The sequence below is a fragment of the Melaminivora sp. genome, from assembly GCF_032059615.1.
Taxonomy (GTDB): domain Bacteria; phylum Pseudomonadota; class Gammaproteobacteria; order Burkholderiales; family Burkholderiaceae_C; genus Melaminivora.
Map to the genome: position 1 here is coordinate 14809 of NZ_DAMCAM010000023.1, position 18353 is coordinate 33161.

General features: G+C 71.9%; 19 protein-coding genes. 11 read left to right on the top strand and 8 right to left on the bottom strand.

The genetic code is table 11. From position 1 onward, the window contains the following. The first annotated feature begins 8 nt into the window (after positions 1–8). From radA to RT051_RS06955, 7 genes are read left to right on the top strand one after another with little or no spacing between them, the layout of a single operon-like run. Positions 9–1391, top strand: a complete 1383-nt coding sequence (radA, locus tag RT051_RS06925) for a DNA repair protein RadA (RefSeq protein WP_313074147.1) — start codon at positions 9–11, stop codon at positions 1389–1391. Between the two features lie 26 nt (positions 1392–1417). After that, positions 1418–1828 carry a glycerate kinase gene (locus RT051_RS06930; RefSeq protein ID WP_313074149.1) on the top strand — a complete coding sequence of 137 codons (411 nt, stop codon included), beginning with the start codon at positions 1418–1420 and terminating at the stop codon, positions 1826–1828. A 60-nt stretch (positions 1829–1888) separates the two neighbouring features. Continuing rightward, positions 1889–2827: a branched-chain amino acid transaminase gene (locus RT051_RS06935; protein ID WP_313074151.1), complete on the top strand. Its 939-nt coding sequence runs from the start codon at positions 1889–1891 to the stop codon at positions 2825–2827. 5 nt (positions 2828–2832) lie between these two features. Beyond that, a complete protein-coding gene (locus tag RT051_RS06940) occupies positions 2833–3039 on the top strand; it encodes a zinc-finger domain-containing protein (RefSeq protein ID WP_313074154.1) in 207 nt (68 codons plus the stop codon). A gap of 7 nt (positions 3040–3046) precedes the next feature. Continuing rightward, the gene (locus RT051_RS06945; protein WP_313074157.1) at positions 3047–3859 is read left to right on the top strand and encodes a glycosyltransferase family 2 protein; all 813 of its coding nucleotides are present in this window, start codon (positions 3047–3049) and stop codon (positions 3857–3859) included. Next, the gene (locus RT051_RS06950) at positions 3859–5127 is read left to right on the top strand and encodes an O-antigen ligase family protein (RefSeq protein WP_313074160.1); all 1269 of its coding nucleotides are present in this window, start codon (positions 3859–3861) and stop codon (positions 5125–5127) included. Before RT051_RS06945 ends, RT051_RS06950 begins: the two co-directional genes overlap by 1 nt. A gap of 13 nt (positions 5128–5140) precedes the next feature. Then, the gene (locus tag RT051_RS06955; RefSeq protein ID WP_313074162.1) at positions 5141–6115 is read left to right on the top strand and encodes a glycosyltransferase; all 975 of its coding nucleotides are present in this window, start codon (positions 5141–5143) and stop codon (positions 6113–6115) included. A 51-nt stretch (positions 6116–6166) separates the two neighbouring features. On the opposite strand, the gene RT051_RS06960 is transcribed toward RT051_RS06955, so the two are convergent. Together RT051_RS06960 and RT051_RS06965 are read right to left on the bottom strand one after the other, a co-directional pair. Then, positions 6167–7240, bottom strand: a complete 1074-nt coding sequence (locus RT051_RS06960) for a nitronate monooxygenase (RefSeq protein WP_313074165.1) — start codon at positions 7238–7240, stop codon at positions 6167–6169. Then, a complete protein-coding gene (locus RT051_RS06965) occupies positions 7237–8142 on the bottom strand; it encodes a LysR family transcriptional regulator (RefSeq protein WP_313074169.1) in 906 nt (301 codons plus the stop codon). Before RT051_RS06965 ends, RT051_RS06960 begins: the two co-directional genes overlap by 4 nt. Positions 8143–8196: 54 nt before the next feature. On the opposite strand from RT051_RS06965, the gene RT051_RS06970 reads away from it, so the two are divergent. Then, positions 8197–9477: a YbfB/YjiJ family MFS transporter gene (locus RT051_RS06970; protein ID WP_313074172.1), complete on the top strand. Its 1281-nt coding sequence runs from the start codon at positions 8197–8199 to the stop codon at positions 9475–9477. 126 nt (positions 9478–9603) lie between these two features. On the opposite strand, the gene RT051_RS06975 is transcribed toward RT051_RS06970, so the two are convergent. From RT051_RS06975 to RT051_RS06990, 4 genes are all read right to left on the bottom strand, one after another. Further along, positions 9604–10377, bottom strand: coding sequence for an MOSC domain-containing protein (locus RT051_RS06975; RefSeq protein WP_313074175.1), 774 nt, complete (start codon positions 10375–10377; stop codon positions 9604–9606). Next, positions 10374–11648: an ATP-binding protein gene (locus RT051_RS06980; protein WP_313074227.1), complete on the bottom strand. Its 1275-nt coding sequence runs from the start codon at positions 11646–11648 to the stop codon at positions 10374–10376. The genes RT051_RS06975 and RT051_RS06980 overlap by 4 nt, the downstream gene beginning before the upstream one ends. Before the next feature lie 64 nt (positions 11649–11712). Beyond that, a complete protein-coding gene (locus RT051_RS06985; protein WP_313074178.1) occupies positions 11713–12432 on the bottom strand; it encodes a response regulator transcription factor in 720 nt (239 codons plus the stop codon). A 99-nt stretch (positions 12433–12531) separates the two neighbouring features. Continuing rightward, complete coding sequence (locus RT051_RS06990; RefSeq protein WP_313074179.1) at positions 12532–13857, bottom strand: AmpG family muropeptide MFS transporter; 1326 nt, start codon at positions 13855–13857, stop codon at positions 12532–12534. A 310-nt stretch (positions 13858–14167) separates the two neighbouring features. Here RT051_RS06990 and RT051_RS06995 point away from each other — a divergent pair, with 310 nt between their 5' ends. Both RT051_RS06995 and RT051_RS07000 read left to right on the top strand, forming a co-directional pair. Then, entirely contained in the window at positions 14168–15028 is an 861-nt protein-coding gene (locus RT051_RS06995) for a DMT family transporter (RefSeq protein ID WP_409520566.1), read from the top strand. 179 nt (positions 15029–15207) lie between these two features. Next, the gene (locus tag RT051_RS07000; protein WP_313074182.1) at positions 15208–16071 is read left to right on the top strand and encodes a M48 family metallopeptidase; all 864 of its coding nucleotides are present in this window, start codon (positions 15208–15210) and stop codon (positions 16069–16071) included. 20 nt (positions 16072–16091) lie between these two features. On the opposite strand, the gene RT051_RS07005 is transcribed toward RT051_RS07000, so the two are convergent. Beyond that, positions 16092–16730 carry an MBL fold metallo-hydrolase gene (locus RT051_RS07005; RefSeq protein ID WP_313074185.1) on the bottom strand — a complete coding sequence of 213 codons (639 nt, stop codon included), beginning with the start codon at positions 16728–16730 and terminating at the stop codon, positions 16092–16094. Between the two features lie 59 nt (positions 16731–16789). Next, positions 16790–17605 (bottom strand): exodeoxyribonuclease III, encoded by an 816-nt coding sequence (locus RT051_RS07010; protein ID WP_313074188.1) that lies wholly within the window; start codon positions 17603–17605, stop codon positions 16790–16792. On the opposite strand from RT051_RS07010, the gene pyrE reads away from it, so the two are divergent. Then, on the top strand, positions 17604–18323 hold the full coding sequence (gene pyrE / locus RT051_RS07015; RefSeq protein WP_313074190.1) for an orotate phosphoribosyltransferase: 720 nt from the start codon (positions 17604–17606) through the stop codon (positions 18321–18323). The two genes, RT051_RS07010 and pyrE, sit on opposite strands and share 2 nt — an antisense overlap. Positions 18324–18353 lie beyond the last annotated feature (30 nt).

Here is an 18353-nt window from a genome sequence, read left to right on the forward strand (position 1 = left end):
GCAGCCTCATGGCTAAGGAAAAAACCCTCTACACCTGCACCGAGTGTGCCGCCACCAGCCCGCGCTGGCTGGGCAAGTGCCCCGGCTGCGGCGCCTGGAACACGCTGATCGAGACCGTTGCTGAAGCCCCCGGCGGCGGCAAGAACCGCCTGAGCGCGCCGCAGTACGCCGGCCTGGCGCAGGCCCAGGCGGTGATGCCGCTCTCCAGCATCGAGGCCACCGAGGTGGTGCGCACCGCCAGCGGCATCGAGGAGCTGGACCGGGTGCTGGGCGGCGGCATCGTCGAGGGCGGCGTGGTGCTGATCGGCGGCGACCCGGGCATCGGCAAGTCCACGCTGCTGCTGCAGGCCATGGACGCGCTGCAGCGCGCCGGCCTGCCGACCCTGTACGTGACGGGCGAGGAAAGCGGCGCGCAGGTGGCGCTGCGCTCGCGCCGGCTGGGGCTGGAGGCCAGCCAGGTGAACGTGCTGGCCGAGATCCAGCTGGAAAAGATCCTTGCCACGGTGGAGGCCACGCAGCCGGCGGTGTGTGTGATCGACTCTATCCAGACCATGTATTCCGACCAGCTCACCAGCGCACCGGGCTCGGTCGCCCAGGTGCGCGAGTGCGCTGCCCACCTGACGCGCCTGGCCAAGGCCACCGGCATCGCCGTCATTCTGGTCGGCCACGTGACCAAGGAAGGGGCGCTGGCCGGCCCGCGCGTGCTCGAGCACATGGTGGATACGGTGCTGTACTTCGAGGGCGAGACGCACTCGGCCTTCCGCCTGGTGCGCGCCATCAAGAACCGCTTTGGCGCCGTCAACGAGATCGGCGTCTTCGCCATGACCGAGCGCGGCCTGCGCGGCGTGTCCAACCCGAGCGCCATCTTCCTGTCCCAGCACAGCGAACCGGTGCCGGGCTCGTGCGTCCTGGTCACGCTGGAGGGCACGCGGCCCATGCTGGTGGAGATTCAGGCGCTGGTGGACAACGGCGGTCCCAGCCCGCGGCGCCTGTCCGTGGGCCTGGAGCGCGACCGGCTGGCCATGCTGCTGGCGGTGCTGCACCGTCACGCCGGCATCGCCTCGTCCGACCAGGACGTGTTCGTCAACGCCGTGGGTGGCGTGCGCATCAGCGAGCCGGCGGCCGACCTGGCGGTGCTGCTGGCCATCACCTCGTCCCTGCGCGGACGGGCGCTGCCCAAGGGCTTCATCGCCTTTGGCGAAGTGGGCCTGGCGGGCGAGGTGCGCCCGGCGCCGCGCGGCCAGGAGCGGCTCAAGGAAGCGGCCAAGCTCGGCTTCACCGTGGCGGTCGTTCCGAAAGCCAACGCGCCCAGGAAGCCCATCGCGGGCCTGGCCATCCACGCCGTGGAGCGCGTCGAGGAAGCCATGCAGGCCGTGCGCGAGCTGGCCTGAAGATCCCGCGCCGGTCCACGCCGCCCATGCCCCGCCTGCCCGCTCTTGCCGTCCCGCTGGCCATTCTGGCCCTGGCGTTTGGCGGCTGGCGCGCCGCCGGACTGCAGGGGCTGCTGCTGGTCGGCGGGGGCGTGCTGCTTTGGGCGCTTCTGCACTTCACCCGGCTGGTGAACGTGATGCAGCGCGCGGCGAGGAACCCCATCGGCCATGTCGGCAGCGCCGTCATGCTCAATGCCCGGCTGCGCGCGGGCGTGCCCCTGGTGCACGTGGTGGCGCTGGCGCGTGCCCTGGGCGAGAGCCTGCACGCAGGCGAGGGCGCGCAGCCCGAGGTCTATCGCTGGAGCGACGCCGGCGGCTCGTGCGTCACCTGCGAGTTCGAGCAGGGCCGCCTGGCGCGCTGGCGGCTCGAAAGGCCCACCCCCGCGTGCCCGCCGTAAAATCGCCGGTTTTGCGGCGCGCCCGCCGCCCGCTTTCTCCCTCTTTGTCAAAGGATGCTCATGAGCCCCGTTGTTCCCTCGCTGGCCGACCGTGACGGCAAGATCTGGATGGACGGCCAGATGGTGGACTGGCGCGACGCCAAGATCCACGTGCTGACCCACACGCTGCACTACGGCTGCGGCGCCTTCGAGGGCGTGCGGGCTTATGACACAGTGGGCGGCACGGCCATCTTCCGTCTGCAGGAGCACACCGACCGCCTGTTCAACAGCGCCAAGATCCTGCGCATGCAGATGCCGTTCTCCAAGGACGAGATTAACGAGGCGCAGCGCGCCGTGGTGCGCGAAAACGGCCTGGCCTCGTGCTACCTGCGTCCGCTGGTGTGGATCGGCTCGGAGAAGCTCGGCGTGTCGCCCAAGGGCAACCGCATCCACGTCATGGTGGCCGCCTGGGCCTGGGGCGCCTATCTGGGCGAGGAGGGCCTGAAGCGCGGCATCCGCGTCAAGACCAGCAGCTACACCCGCCACCACGTCAACATCACCATGACGCAGGCCAAGGCAGTCTCCAACTACACCAACTCCATCCTGGCCAACATGGAGGCCACTGACGACGGCTATGACGAGGCGCTGCTGCTGGACGCCTCCGGCTTCGTCAGCGAGGGCGCGGGCGAGAACATCTTCGTCATCAAGGACGGGCGCATCTACACGCCCGACCTGTCGGCCGGCGCGCTCAACGGCATCACGCGCAACACGGTGTTTCACATCGCCGCCGACCTGGGCCTGGAGATCGTGCAAAAGCGCATCACGCGCGACGAGGTCTACATCGCCGACGAGGCCTTCTTCACCGGCACGGCCGCCGAGGTCACGCCGATTCGCGAACTCGACCGCATCCAGATCGGCGAAGGCCAGCGCGGCCCCATCACCGAGAAGATCCAGAGCGCCTTCTTCGACATCGTCAACGGGCGCAACGACAAGTACGGCCACTGGCTGACCAAGGTGTGACTGCAATGACCCAAACCGTCATCGAGGTGTTGGCACGTGACCTGTTGCGTGGAAACGGTCTGTATTGCCCCAATCCCCAGGCAGACATGAAGCTGTGGAACACCCATCCGCGCATCTACCTGGAGATTGCGCATACGGGCGAGACCCGCTGCCCGTACTGTGGCACGGTGTACCGGCTGCGGGCCGGCGAGGTGGTGCAGGCCGGGCACTGAGCGATCCATGCCGAGGACTCCGGGCGGCGCCCCGGCGCCCACGCTGACCGTGGCCGTGCTCACCTGCAACGAGGCGCGCCGCATTGCCGACTGCCTGCGCAGCGCTGACTTTGCCGACCAGCTGCTGGTGGTCGACAGTGGCAGCGAGGATGACACCGTGGCCATCGCCCGCGGCCTGGGCGCGGAAGTGCATGTCCATGAAGATTGGCAAGGCTTTGCCGTACAGCGCAACCGCCTGCTGGCCCACGCCCGGGGCGATTACATCTTCTTCCTCGACGCCGACGAGGTCATGACGCCTGCATTTGGCCAGGAGCTGCGCGCCATCGTGCGCGCAGGCCAGCCGGGGGTGTGGACCATCCGCTGGCGCATGGTCGCCTTCGGCCAGGAGCTGCGGTTCTTCCGCGCGCAGACGCGCATCGAGCGGCTGTTCACTCGGGCGCTGGTGCGGGAGTTTTCCGGCGTGGTGCACGAGCAGGCGCAGCTGCAGCCGCTGCCCGACGGCGCCCAGCCGCCGCGGCAGCACATGCGTTCGCGCCTGCTGCACTATTCGCGCGACACGGTGCACGGCAGCCTGCAGAAGCTCACCCAGTACGTGATGCTGGGCGCTGCCAAGCGCCGCGCAGCGGGCCAGCGCGGCGGCGTGCTGCGCGGGCTGGCCTCGGGTTCGTCGATGTTCGTGCGCCTGTACGTGCTGCAGCTGGGCTTTCTGTGCGGAGGGGCGGGCTTTCTCTACTGCCTGTTCGTGGCGCTGGAGGGGTTTTTCCGCTACGCCGCGCTGCACTATGACCGCGCCACGCTCACCGAGCGGGTGAGCCGCTGATGGCGACCGCCGCGCCGCTGCCCTGCGGGCCACGCTGGCCCGCCGTGCTGGCCAATGCCGGCGCCGCGCTGGTGCCCGGACTCGCGCTGGCGCTGCCCTCGGGATACTCCTATGGCGCCGTTCTGCTGCTGGTGGCAGCGCTGGCCAGTCTGCCTCACTGGTGGGGAAGGCCAATGCCGCGCGCGGGCTGGATGCTGCTGACGCTGTTTGCCGCCATGGGTCTGCTGTGGCTGGCCGACGAACACGACTCAGGCAGCGTGGGCATGCTCGACCGCCCGATCAAGTATTTGCTGGCGCTGCCCTGCATTGCTTTTCTGATGCGCTGGCGGCCGGGGTGGCGCTGGCTGGCCCTGGGCATCGGCACGGGCGCGATTGGGGCGGGCATCGTCGGGTTGGCGCAGGTGGGGCTGCAGGGCCTGCCGCGCGCCAGCGGCTTCACCAACGCGATCCAGTACGGGGATCTGGCGGCGCTGCTGGCGCTCCAGTCGGCGCTGCTGCTGACGCTGCTGTGGCCGCTGGCGCGGCCCTGGCAGCGCATGCTGCTGGGCGCGGGCGCTGCGCTGGGGGTCGTTGCCTCGGTGCTGTCGCAAGCCCGCGGTGGCTGGCTGGCCCTGGCGCTGCTGTGGCCCGTGGCCGCCTGGCTGCTGGCACGCAGCACTGGCCGGCGCCACGCCTACGCCGGCCTGGCTGCCTTCGTCCTGGGGGGACTGGCGCTGCTGCAGCTGCCGGCGGTCCAGGAGCGCGTGGCGCTGGCCGAGCGGGAAGTGCAGGTCTATGTCGCCCACGGGGACGGTGAAAGTTCGGTCGGCCACCGTCTGGCGCACTGGCGCCTGGCCTGGGGCATGGGGCTCGAGCGGCCGCTGCTTGGCTGGGGCCGCTCGGGCTATGAGGCGGAGAAAGCGCGCCTCGTCGCCGCCGGCGCAGCGCCTGCCGTGGTGCGCGAGTTCGGCCATGCCCACAACGAAGTGCTGGACCTGTGGGCCAAGCATGGGCTGGTGGGGGTGCTGCTGCTGGCCTTGTTCTATGGCGTGCCGCTCGCATTGCTGTGGCCCACGCCGGCACGCGTGCGCACCCCGACCGGCGAGGTCGACCGGCCGGCGCTGGCGCTGGCGCTGGTGGGCGTGATGCTGCCGCTGTCCTATGCCGCCTTCGGCCTCACCCAGGTCTTCCTGGCGCACAACAGCGGCAACCTGTTTTATCTGTTCATGTGCCCGCTGGTGCTGGCGGCGCTGCACGAGCGTCGCGCGCAGCTGCAGGCTAGCGCCTGAGGGCCCTTCCGTCATGCACGTCCTGCTGGTCAACAACTCGCCCATTCCCGTGTTCGCCTACGGCGGCACGGAGCGCGTGATCTGGGACCTGGGCCGCGAGCTGGTGCGCCTGGGCCACCGCGTGAGCTACCTGGTGCCCGAAGGGTCGCGCTGCGACTTCGGCGCCGTGCTGCCGATCCGTCCCGATGCCCCCTGGGAGCCGCAGATCCCGGCGGATGTGGACATCGTGCACTTCCAGTTCAACCCGCGCACCGAGCTGCAGCGGCCCTACCTGGTCACCGAGCACGGCAACGCCCGCAAACCCAGGCCGCTGCCGCGCAACACGGTCTTCCTGTCGCGCGACCACGCGGCGCGCTACGGCAGCACCGAATATGTGCATAACGGCCTGGACTGGGACAGCTACGGGCCGGTGGACTTCAGCCGCGCCCGCGAGCGCTGCCACTTCCTGGGCAAGGCCGCCTGGGGCGTGAAGAATGTGCGTGGGGCCATCCGCGTGGCGCTGAGCGCTGGCGTGGAGCTGGACGTGCTGGGCGGCGACCGCTTCAATTTCAAGCGCGGCCTGCGCTTCACGCTGTCGCGGCGCATCCACTTCCATGGCATGGTCGGCGGCGCCTACAAGAACGAGCGCCTGAATGCCTCGCGCGGGTTGATCTTTCCGGTGCGCTGGCACGAGCCTTTCGGGCTGGCGGTGATCGAAAGCCTGTACTTCGGCTGCCCGGTGTTCGCCACGCCCTACGGGGCGCTGCCCGAACTGGTGCCACCCGACTGTGGCGTGCTGTCGGCCAGCGCAGCGCAGCTGAGCGAGGCTGTACGCGCCAATGCTTTCGACCCCAGGGCCTGCCATGCGCAGGCGGTGCAGCATTTCGGTGTGCAGCAGATGGCGCGTGGCTACCTTCGCATGTATGAGCGCGTGCTCGACGGCGAGGTGCTCAACCCCCGGGCACCCGCCATCCAGGGGCCCGCGCGCGAGCTGCCATGGCAGCGTTGATATTCAGACAAAAAACGCCCTGAACCCTTGTCTGTCAAGGGTTCTTAGCTCTCATTCAGAGAGCTGGGCACGGGCGCTGCGCCATTCGCGTTCCAGCACCTCCACCAGCTCTGCTGCGGGCATGGGCCGCGCCAGCCCCACCCCCTGCCCGGCCCACAGCGCCAGGAAGTCCGCCCGGCCCTGCGCTGCCGCCGCGCGGCGCAGCGGCCCGACCAGGGCATTCTGCACGGGGTAGGGCGGCAGCTCGGCCTCGCAGCCGGCCAGGCGCTCCATCATGAGGTTGACGATGCCGCGCGCCGGCCGGCCCGAGAAGGCGCGGGTGATGCGGGTGTCGGTGGCCTGGGCGCGCGCCATGGCAGCGCGCTGCGCCGCGCCGATGGCCGACTCGGGGCAGGCCAGGAAGGCCGTGCCCATCTGCACCGCCTGCGCGCCCAGGGCCTGCGCGGCGGCGATGCCGCGCCCGTCCATGATGCCTCCGGCGGCGATCACCGGGATGGCCAGCGCGTTCACACACGCCGGCACCAGCGCCAGGGTGCCGATCTGGCTGGCGGGCGACAGGTCCAGGAAGCTGCCGCGGTGGCCGCCCGCCTCCATGCCCGAGGCGCAGACGGCGTCGGCGCCCACGTCCTGCCAGGCCAGCGCCTCGGCCACCGTGGTGGCGGTGCCGATGACCAGGCTGCCCGCCTCGTCCTTGATGCGCTGCACCTGCGCGCGCGTCAGGATGCCGAAGGTGAAGCTGGCCACCGCCGGGCGCGCGGCGATCAGGGCGTCGAGCTGGGCGCCAAAGTCCTCGCACCAGCGTGCGGGCACCTCAGGTGCCGGCAGGCCCAGCTCGGCATACAGCGGCGCCAGGCGCTCGATGGCGACCTGCACCGCGGCCGGGTCGGGCGTGGGCGTCTGCAGCACGAACAGGTTCATGCCGAAGGGCCGGTCGGTGGCGGCGCGCACGGCAGCGGCCGCCTCGGCCATGGCGGTGGGGGCGCGCATGCCGCAGCCCAGCATGCCCAGACCGCCGGCGGCGGAGACGGCAGCGGTCAGCTGCGGTGTGTCCGAACCGGTCATGGGGCCCTGGATCACGGGCAGGGCCAGGCCCAGGCGCCGGCACAAAGGGGTGAGGGAGGTCATGCGGCAGAGTCTCCTGCAAGGGATGGATCGGGGGCCGGGGTCTGCCCGGGCAGCAGGACCTGCAGCAGCGCGCCGAGCGCCGGCGTGGCATAGCCCGCGCGGTGCACCAGCACGGTGGGGCAGCGCGCCAGCGGCAGCCATTGCAGATCGGGAGGCGCGCGCAGCAACTCGCGCACGGCGCGCGGCACCACGCCCGCGCAGCGGCCGGCGGCCACGCAGGCCAGGATGGTGCTGTAGGAGGCGATCTCCAGCACCTGCGGCGCGCGCCCGAGCGCAGCGTGCATCCAGTCCTCGCCCAGGCACCGGTAGGTGCAGCCGCGGCCGAAGGCGGCCAGGGTGTCCACCTGCAGGGCGGCCGGCGCGTGCAGCGGCGGGTGGCTGGCGGGCAGGGCCAGCAGCAGCTCCTCGTCGTACACGGGCGTGCAGGCCAGGCCCAGCTCCCCGGGCGCGGCCAGGCCGGGCGGCCAGGCCGTCAGGGCGCAGTCCAGCCGGTGCGCCAGCACGTCTTCGACCAGGGGCAGCGAGGCGCCGGTGCGCAGCTGCAGCTGCAGCTGCGGCCAGCGCGCGTGCAGCTGCGCCAGCGGCGCGGGCAGGCGCGCGGCGGCTGTGCTCTCCATGGAGCCCAGGCGCAGCCGGCCCGCAGGCTCGGGCGAGCGCAGCGCCTGGCGCGCCTCCTCGGCCAGCGCCAGCAGGCGCTCGGCGTAGCCCTGCAGCAACTCGCCGGCAGGCGTGAGCAGCATGCGCCGGCCCTCGCGCGCAAACAGCGCGCAGCCGAGCGATTCCTCCAGCTGCTGCACGCGCGTGGTGACGTTGGACTGCGCCCGGCCCAGGCGCTCGGCCGCGCGCGTCACGCTCGCCTCCAGCGCCACCGCCTGAAAAATCTCCAGCGCTACCAGGTCCATGGGGCTTCCATCTGTTTTCAAGATTATTATTCAAGGAAACATCTTGAATAAGAAATGAATTCCTCATCGATGCGTGCCCTGGGCGAGCGGCCCGCCGCCGTGGCGCTGGCCGGACTGCTGTCGCTGGCCGTGGCCATGGGGGTGGGCCGGTTTGCCTTCACACCCCTCCTGCCCATGATGCTGGCCGATGGCGTGGTCACCCTGGCCGGCGGCAGCTGGCTGGCCACGGCCAATTACGCGGGCTACCTGATCGGCGCGCTGGCTTGCATGGCGCTGCCCTGGCTGGCGCCCCGCCTCTACGAGCGCTGGCACCCGGCGCGGCTGGCGCGCGCCGGCCTGGTCGCCACCGTGCTGCTGACGCTGGCCATGGCGCTGCCGCTGCCGGGCAGCTGGCCCCTGCTGCGCTTTGCCGCCGGGGTGGCTAGCGCCTTTGTGTTTCTCAACATCTCGTCCTGGTGCATGGTGCGGCTGGCGGCGCTGGGGCGACCGGCGCTGGGCGGCATGATCTTCTGCGGGCCGGGCGTGGGCATCGCGCTCACGGGGCTGGCCGCCAGCGCCATGGTGGCGCTGCACTGGCGCGCGGCCATGGGCTGGGCGGCCTTCGGCCTGCTGTCGGTGCTGCTGTGCCTGCGCATCTGGCCGGTGGTGCAGGGGCGCGCGGCGCAGGCGGGCCACGGCGCAGCGGCAGGTGCCGCGCCGGCGCGGGCCGCCGCTTCCGGGCCGGCCGCCCCGGCGGCGGGCCATGCCGGGCCGCCCGGCGGACACGTGCCCGGGCGTGCGCTGCACGCCGTGGGCTACGGCCTGGCGGGCTTTGGCTACATCATCACCGCCACCTTCCTGCCGGTGATCGCGCGCGACGCGCTGCCCGCCGGCTCGCCCTGGCCCGACCTATTTTGGCCGCTGTTCGGCGTGGCGGTGGCCGTGGGCGCGGCCAGCAGCACGCGCGCACCGGGCGCCTGGGACCGGCGCTGGCTGCTGGTGGCGGCGTATGTCGCCCAGGCCTCGGCCATTGCCCTGGGGCTCGCGCTGCCCACGGCCTGGGGCTTTGCGCTCAGCAGTGCGCTGCTGGGCCTGCCCTTCACCGCCATTACCTTCTTCGGGCTGCAGGAGGCGCGACGCATCTGGCCGGCCTCGGCCGACAGTTTTGCCAGCCTGGTCACCGCCACCTACGGCCTGGGGCAGATCGCCGGCCCGCCCCTGGTGGCCCTGCTGCTGGCCCGGGCCGGGCGCGAGGCCGGCTTCACCCAGGCGCTGGCCATCGCCGCCGCTGCGCTGGCCGCCGGGGCGGTGATGTACGCGTTCTCGGCCTGGCGCTGGCCCCTGGCGCGGCGCTGAGCTGAGCGGTCGCGCGCGGGGCTCAGCCGGGCGTCCGTGTTAACTCTCCCTCTCCTGTTCATAGTCCCGGACTGCGGATGGCGCGCCGACGCCCGTGGTCACGCATGGGCCCCGGCCCGGGCCGCTTCAGGCCGGCTGCACGCCGTCGAGCCTGGGGACCCAGTCCTCGACCTGCCCGCTGTCCAGCCGCCGCTGAAACAGGCGCTCCCAGTTGGGCGGCAGCGGCAGGGCCAGCAGCTGGCGCATGAGCTGCGGCGTGCAGTCGCCCGTGGCGATGGCCTGCATGATGCGCACCAGCGGCCAGTCCGGATGGGGCCGCGCCAGCAGCCGCACGGCGTCGCCCGCCTGCACCTGGCCGTCCCGCAGCACGCGCAGGTACCAGCCGGTGCGCAGGCGGGTCTGCACGCGCAGCGCCATGTCGGGTACGCCGAAGCGGTCGCTCAGCTTCCAGCACGGCTGGCGGCCCTGGCTGACTTCGAAGAGGGCGCTGCCCACCTGCCACTGGTCGCCCAGGCAGACGCTGGCCTCGGCGATGCCCTGCAGGCTGAAGTTCTCGCCAAAGGCGCCCGGCTGCTGCAGCAGCGCCAGCGCCTGCGCGTGTCCGGCTAGCTCGGCACGCCAGGGGGCGTACTGCTCCCAGGCGTAGCAGTGCACGGCCTTGAGCGGCCCGCCGTGCACGCGCAGGTCGCCCTGCTCGTCGCCTTCCAGACCGTGCGCGTGGACGGCCACTGGCCCGCTGCGTGGCTGCTTGTCGATGCCGCTCATGCTGCCGGGGCGGGTGTAGGGGCGAGCCTTGCCGGTCAGCACGCTGGCCAGCGTGCCGAGGAGGGGGCTGCTGGCCGTGGCCGTGGCGCCCGGGGCAGCGATATCGGAGGCGGTGGCTACGGCGGTGCGGTTCATGCCCGCGATGATGCCGCAGCGCCCACGCCACCGGCAGGGCCAGGACTGGCCGGCAGGCGCAGCACGAAGCAGGCGCCGGCCTGCCCGTCGGGGCGCACCGTGCACTGCACGCTGCCGCCGTGGCGCTCGGCGATCGAGCGCACCAGGGCCAGGCCCAGGCCCACGCCGCCCGAGCGCTCGCTGGCGCCGGGCAGACGGTAGAAGGGCTCGAAGATGCGTTCGCGCTGCCCGGGCGGCACGCCCGGGCCGTGGTCGCACACGCGCAGCACGCTGGCTGCGCCCTCATGCGCCAGCTCCAGCGTCACCGGGCCCGGGCTGTAGCGGCGGGCGTTCTCCAGCAGGTTGCGCAGCGCCCGGCGTAGCAGCCGGGCGCTGCCGTGCGCCTGCAGCGGTGCGGAGCCGGGGGCTGCGCCGTCGCCGGCGATGAGCAGTTCGGCGCCGACCCGGGCGCATTCCTCGGCCGCCAGGCCCAGCAGGTCCACGGCCTCGGTCTCGCCCAGGTCCTGCACGCCCGCATCCAGCCGGCTGGCCAGCAGCACCTCGTCGACCAGCTGGTCGAGCTCGGCGATGTTGCGCTCGATCTCGGCGCGCGCCGCCGCCGACGGCGCGCCGCCCTGCAACAGCTCCAGCCCCATGCGGATGCGCGTGAGCGGCGAGCGCAGCTCGTGGGAAGCGTTGGCCAGCAGCGACTTGTGCGCCGCCACCAGCGCCTCGATGCGCGCTGCGGCGGCGTTGAACTGGCGCGCCAGCCGCGCCACCTCGTCGTGGCCCTGCTCGGGCACGCGCACCCCGAGGTCGCCCTCGCCGAAGCGCTGCACGCTGCGCTCGAGCTGCTCCAGGCGCTGCAGCAGCCGCCGGATGATGGGAAACACGCCCACGGTGACGGCCAGGCCCGCCAGCACCAGCATCCAGACAAAGCCGTAGGGCGGGCGCAGCCAAAAGGCCGGGCTGCCGCGACGGTCGTGGCCCTCGGGGCGGGGGCGCGGGGCCAGGCGCAGCAGCCAGGCGCGGCCATCCTCGGCCTCGATGCGCAGCTGCAGGCCGGCCTCGGGCCCGCCGGGCACGCGCGTGGACAGGCCCTCCAGCAGCACCTCGCCATCGGGCCCGACGAGCTGGGCCTGGCGCGCGGGCGAGGCCTCCAGGCGCTGCTGGGCGCTGTGCTCGGCCGCCACGCGCCAGGCGTAGCCGATGGCCAGGGCGAAGACCGCCACGCCCCCCACCAGCGCCAGCCAGATGCGCAGGTACAGCCGCCGCGAGAACGGGCTGAGCAGAGAGTCGGCGGCGCGGGTCACGGCAGAAGGGGCGGGGCTGAGGGGCGGCTCATGAACACGCTCATCAGTCCTGCTGGCGCGCGAACACGTAGCCCACGCCGCGCACGGTGAGGATGCGCCGCGGGTTCTTCGGGTCGGCCTCGATGGCCGCGCGGATGCGGCCCATGTGCACGTCGATGGAGCGGTCGAAGGCCTCCAGCTCGCGCCCGCGCACCGCCTCCATGATCTGCTCGCGCGTGAGCACGCGCCCGGCGCGCTCGGCCATGGCCGCCAGCAGGTCGAACTGGTAGGCGGTCAGCTCGGCCGGCTGGCCGGCCACGCTCACGGTGCGCGCGTCGCGGTCGATCTCCAGCTGGCCGAAGCGCAGCACGTTGGCCGGCTGCGAGCTGCCGGCCTCGCGCCGGCGCAGCAGCGCGCGGATGCGCGCCAGCAGCTCGCGCGGCTCGAAGGGTTTGGGCAGGTAGTCGTCGGCGCCGATCTCCAGGCCGATCACGCGGTCCATGGCGTCGCCCTTGGCGGTGAGCATCAGCACCGGCAGCTGCGCCGCGCCACCGGGCAGGGCGCGGATGCGCCGGCAGACCTCCAGGCCGTCGATGCCGGGCAGCATCAGGTCGAGGATGACCAGGTCCGGCAGCTGCCCGCCGGGCGGCGCCTGCAGCTGCGCCAGGCCGCTTTCGCCGTCGCCGCAGTGCATGAGCTGCAGGCCCGACTGGCGCAGGTAGTCGCCCACCATCTGCGCCAGGCGGGCGTCGTCCTCGATCATCAACAGGTGCGGAAAAGCCATGCGCGCCATCCTTGTCTGCGGCCGTCTCGCCAGCGTGTCGGCCAGGTAAAGCCAGGGTAAATCGTTACTACTATATAGATAGCTATAGGTCTATACCAGTCAAGGGCTGGGGGCTGTTTTGACCCGGGATGCCAGCGCCACCAGCAGCAGCACCGGCAGGCCCAGCAGGGCGGTGGCAACGAAGAAGGTGGCGTAGCCGTGGGCATCGACGAACTGCCCGGAGAACCCCGCCAGCCATTTCGGCACAAGCACCATCATCGAGCTGAACAGGGCGTATTGCGTGGCCGAATACTGCACGTTGGTCAGCCCTGACAGGTAGGCGATGAAGGCCGCCGAGGCGATGCCCCCGGCCAGGTTGTCGGCCGAGACCACCAGCACCAGCAGGGCCACGTCATGCCCGACGGTGGACAGCCAGGCGAACAGCAGGTTGGTGCTGGCGCTCAGAAGCGCCCCCAGCATCAGCACGCGCATGACGCCCAGGCGCATGGACAGCACGCCGCCGACGAAGGCGCCGGCCAGCGTCATGGCCACGCCATAGACCTTGGTCACCGCCGCCACCTCGTCCTTGGTGTAGCCCATGTCCACATAGAACGGGTTGGCCATGATGCCCATGACCACGTCGCTGATGCGGTAGATGGCGATCAGCGCCAGCACCAGCACCGCCTGCCCGCGGTAGCGGCCGATGAAGTCGGCAAAGGGCGCGACCACCGCGCCGCGCAGCCACTCGGCCAGGCCCTGCGCCGGCGGCAGGGGCCGGGGCGCCGGCTCGGGCGAGAACCACACCGTGCACATGCCCAGCAGCATGGACGCGGCCATGACCAGGTAGGCCGTGCGCCAGGCCTCGGCCTGGTAGCCGGCGGCCCCGGCGACCTCGGCCCGCGCGGCCAGCCACAGCACGCCCGCGCCGGCCCAGATCATGGCCAGGCGGTAGCCCGTCTGGTAGGTGGCGGCCAGCGCCGCCTGGCGCTCGGTGCCGGCCGATTCGATGCGAAAGGCGTCCAGCGCGATGTCCTGTGTGGCCGAGCCGACGGCCACCAGCAGCGCGCAGGCCACCAGGACCGTGAGCTCGGTGCGCGGATCGGCCAGCGCCATGCCCGCCAGGCCGGCCATGACCAGCGCCTGCGCCGCCAGCAGCCAGCTGCGCCGCCGCCCCAGCACGCGCGTGGCCACCGGCAGCGCCAGCCGGTCCACCAGCGGCGCCCACAGCCACTTGAAGGCATAGGCCAGACCGACCCAGGACAGGTAGCCGATGGTGGTGCGGTCCACCCCCGCCTCGCGCAGGCGAAACGACAGCGTGCCCAGCACCAGCAGCAGCGGCAGCCCGGCCGAGAAGCCCAGGGCCAGCATGCGCAGGCTGGCCGGTTCGAGATAGACGCGCCAGGCTTCGCGCCAGGAGCGGCGGGTCGTGGGGGCGGGAGTGGACATCAGGCAACGGGCGGGCGAGCGCGGCTGGGGGCGGGGACAATGCAGCGCCGGCGCACGCGGTCTTGCATGCGCCGGCGCTGCCCGGGCCCCATTATTTCCCGCCTGCGCCGCTGCGCTCCGGCGCCGCCGGCCGGTCCGCCGGCAGAGCCATCGTTCCCGGTCCACGGAAAATCAACAGTCCAATAGCGCCCGGGCCATTGCCCGGCAAAGGGTTGCAGCTATCAAAAACACAGAAATGCCCCGCGCTTTCAACCCTGCCTCGGCCCCATCCCGGCAGCTGCCTGCCGCCGCAACCCCCCGCGCCGTGCTCATGGTCCTGCTGGCGGCCATGCTCTGGGGCACGACGGGCACGGCGCAGAGCCTGGCGCCGGCGGCGCTCTCGCCTTACTGGGTCGGGGCGCTGCGCCTGGCGGTGGCCAGCGCCTTCTTTGCCGTGCTGGCCGCTCCCGCGCTGCGCGCGGGCGGGGCGCGGCAGCTGCCCTGGCGCCCGGCGCTGCTGGCCGCGGCCTGCGTGGCGGCCTACAACCTGAGCTTCTTCGCCGGAGTCAAGGCCAGCGGTGTGGCGCTGGGCACGGCCCTGGCCATCGGCAGCGGGCCGCTGTGGGCCGGCCTGCTGCAGTCCGTGGTACAGCGGCGCCTGCCCGCGCCGCTGTGGTGGCTGGGCACGGGACTGGGCGTGGCGGGCGGCGCGGCCATGGCGCTCAGCGGCGGCCAGGGCACGCCGGGCGCGCCGCCCGCAGGCATCGCGCTGTGCCTGCTGGCGGGCCTGTCCTACGCCGGCTATGCCCTGGTGAACCAGCGCCTGGTGGCGCGCTCGGGCGCGGCGCTGGCCAACCTGGCGGCCTTCGGCGGTGCAGCGCTGCTGTCGCTGCCCGTGGCCGCCGCGCTGGGCGGGCCTGCCGCCGCAGGCGCGGGCACCTGGGTCGTGGTGGGCTACCTGGGCCTGGTGGCCACCGGGCTGGCCTACCTACTGTTCAGCACGGCGCTGCGCCACCTGAGCGGCGCCACCGCCGTGACGCTGGCCCTGGCCGAGCCGGTGACGGCCTTCGTGCTGGCCATCGTGGTGGTGGGCGAGCAGCCCGCCGCGCTGGCGTTCGCCGGCCTGGGCGGCGTGCTGGCGGGGCTGGGCATCGTCATCGCGGCGGAGCTGCGCGCGGCACCCGGAAGGTAAAGACCCGCAGAAAACGAGGGCGCCCGGGCATGCCGCCCTGCAGTCACCGCTGCCGGGCGGCCCGGCCGACCCCGCGCCCGTCCGACCCCGCACCTGTCCGGATGTCAGGCGCGGCCAGCCCGTCCATTGCCCGGCCGCCTACACCGCCGCGCGCCCGCGCGGGCCTAGACTTCGCCCCCATGCACCCGCCCGCCCCCGCTACTCCCTTGCAATCCCTTGCACCATCTTGCGGCTGTTGCCGCGTCTGGCACGCGCGCCGCGCCTTCGTACTGGCGGGCCTGGGCGTGGCTGCCCTGCCGGCCGCCGCGCAGGTGGACGTGGGCAATGCCTCGGGCATGCGCCGGCTGGTGCCGGCCGAGACGCTGGAGGAATCGGCCACGCAGCAATACCACGAGCTGCTGGCACAGGCGCGCGCCAAGCGGGCGCTGGCTCCCGAGGGGCAGCCGCAGCTGGTCAAGCTGCGCACCATCGCCCAGCGGCTCATCCCCCATGCCCAGCAATGGAACCCGCGGGCGCGCGACTGGCGCTGGGAGGTCAACCTGATCGGCAGCCGCGAGATCAATGCGTTCTGCATGCCGGGCGGCAAGATCGCCTTCTTCACCGGCATCCTGGACCAGCTGCGGCTGACCGACGACGAAATCGCCATGGTCATGGGCCACGAGATGGCGCACGCCCTGCGCGAGCACGCGCGCTCGCGCATTGCCAAGAGCCAGGCCACCAGCATCGGCCTGTCGCTGGGCGCGCAGCTGCTGGGCCTGGGCGAGCTGGGCAACACCGTGGCCAACCTGGGCACGCAGCTGCTCACACTCAAGTTCAGCCGCACCGACGAGTCCGAGGCCGACCTGGTCGGCCTGGAGCTGGCCGCCCGTGCCGGCTACAACCCGCAGGCCGCGGTGAACCTGTGGCGCAAGATGGGCGAGGCCACGGGCAACGGGGGCATCGGCTTTCTCTCCACCCACCCCACGGGGCCGGACCGCATCCGCGAGCTGCAGCAGAACGTGCCGCGCGTGCAGGGGTTGTACGAGCAGGCGAGAAGGCGCTGAAGCTGTGGTCGGCGGCGCCCTCAGGTGCCGCCAACGAACGGGTTGCTGCGCCGCTCGGCCCCAAAGCTGCTTTCCGGCCCGTGCCCGGGGATGAACACGGTGTCGTCGCCCATGGGCCACAGCCGCCCGGTGATGCTGTCGATGAGCTGCTGGTGGTCGCCCTGCGGGAAATCCGTGCGCCCGATGCTGCCGGCGAACAGCACGTCGCCGACGAAGGCGCGCCGTGCCTGGGGCGCGTGAAACACCACGTGGCCGGGCGTGTGCCCCGGCGTGTGGCGCACCTGCAGCGTCTCGCGTCCCACCTGCACCGTGTCGCCGTCCTCCAGCCAGCGCGTGGGCACGAAGGCCCGCGCTGGCGGAAAGCCGAACATGGCGCTTTGCTGCGGCAGGCCGTCGATCCAGAACTGGTCGCCCCGGTGCGGGCCGATGATGGGCAGCGAGAGGCGCTCGGCCAGCTCGCCCGTGCCGCCGGCATGGTCGATGTGGGCGTGTGTCAGCCAGATGGCCTTGAGCGTCACGCCCAGGCGCGCAGCTTCGGCCTCGATGCGCTCCAGGTCGCCGCCCGGGTCGATGACGGCGCCCTCCAGGGTCTGGTCGCACCAGACGAGGGAGCAGTTTTGCTGGAAGGCGGTTACGGGAATGGTGTGGTATTGCAGCATGGAATTTCAGTAAAAAAAGCCGCCAGCCTTTATGATGTAAAGGGGTGTAGCTATTTAACTTATAGCGAAAACTCGTAACCCATGGTCACGGGCGCGTGGTCCGAGAATTTCTCGGCCCGGTAGATGTGCTCGGTGCGCGCCAGCCGGGCCATGGCCGGCGTCGCCAGGTGGTAGTCCAGCCGCCAGCCCACGTTGTTGGCATATGCTTGACCGCGGTTGCTCCACCAGGTGTAGCACTCGTCGGTGGTGTGCGGCTGGAGGTGGCGGTACACGTCCACCAGGCCGCCGCCGGGGTCGCTCTCGTGCAGCAGGCGGCTCATCCAGTCGCGCTCCTCGGGCAGAAAGCCGCTGTTCTTCTGGTTGCTGCGCCAGTTCTTCAGGTCGGCCTGGTTGTGGGCGATGTTGATGTCGCCGCACAGGATGAATTCGCGCTCGGCCTTCAGCTGCATCAGGTGCGGGTGGAAGTTGGCGAGGAAGCGGAATTTCGCCTGCTGGCGCTCCTCGCCCGAGGAGCCGCTCGGAAAGTACGCGCTGATGATCGACAGCTTGCGCGCCGGGGTATCGAAGCGCAGCTCCACGTAGCGGCCCTCGGGGTCGAACTCGCTGCAGCCGTAGCCCACGCGCACGTCGCTGGGCTCGTGCCGGGTGTAGATGCCCACGCCCGAATAGCCCTTTTTGGCGGCAAAGTGAAAGTGCCCCTGCAGACCGGCCAGCTGCTCGAAGCGCCCGGCGATGTCGCCCGCCTGGGCCTTGAGCTCCTGCACGCAAATACAATCCGGCCGCTGCCGGTCCAGCCACGCTTCGACGCCCTTGGAGGTGGCCGAGCGGATGCCGTTGAGGTTGAGACTGGTGATCTTGAAGAGGGAAGAATCCATGGCAAACGAAGGCGCTGCCGCGCGGAGCGGGCAGGCGGGGGAAGGTCAACAGGAGGCGGCACGCCTGGCGCAGGACTTCGTGCGCTTCGCGGTCGAGTCCGGCGTGCTGCGCTTTGGCGAATTCAAAACCAAGGCCGGGCGCATGAGCCCGTATTTTTTCAACGCCGGGCTGTTCGACGATGGCGCCAAGCTCGGCCGGCTCGCGCAATTCTATGCACAGGCCCTGCTGGCCAGCGGCATCGAGTTCGACATGGTCTTTGGTCCAGCCTACAAGGGCATCCCGCTGGCGGCCACGGTGGCCGTGGAGCTGGCGCGGTTGGGCAGGAGCGTGCCCTTTGCCTACAACCGCAAGGAGGCCAAGGACCATGGCGAGGGCGGCACGCTGGTGGGCGCCCCCCTGGCCGGGCGCGTGCTCATCATCGATGACGTGATGAGCGCGGGCACGGCGGCGCGCGAGTCGATTGCCCTGATCCGCGCTGCCGGTGCCGTGCCGCACGCCATGGCAATCGCCCTGGACCGCCAGGAAAAGGCCACCGAGGACGGGCGCGACGTGGACCACAGCGCCGTGCAGTACGTGCGCGATGTGTTGGGCCTCAAGGTGTGCGCCATCGCCACCCTGGCCGACCTGCTGCAGTACCTGTCGGCCAGCGGGGGCGACGCGCAGATGCAGGCGCACCGCGAGCGGGTGCTGGCCTACCGCGAGCGCTACGGGGTCTGAGATCGCGCTCGCGGCCGCGGCCGCGAGCGG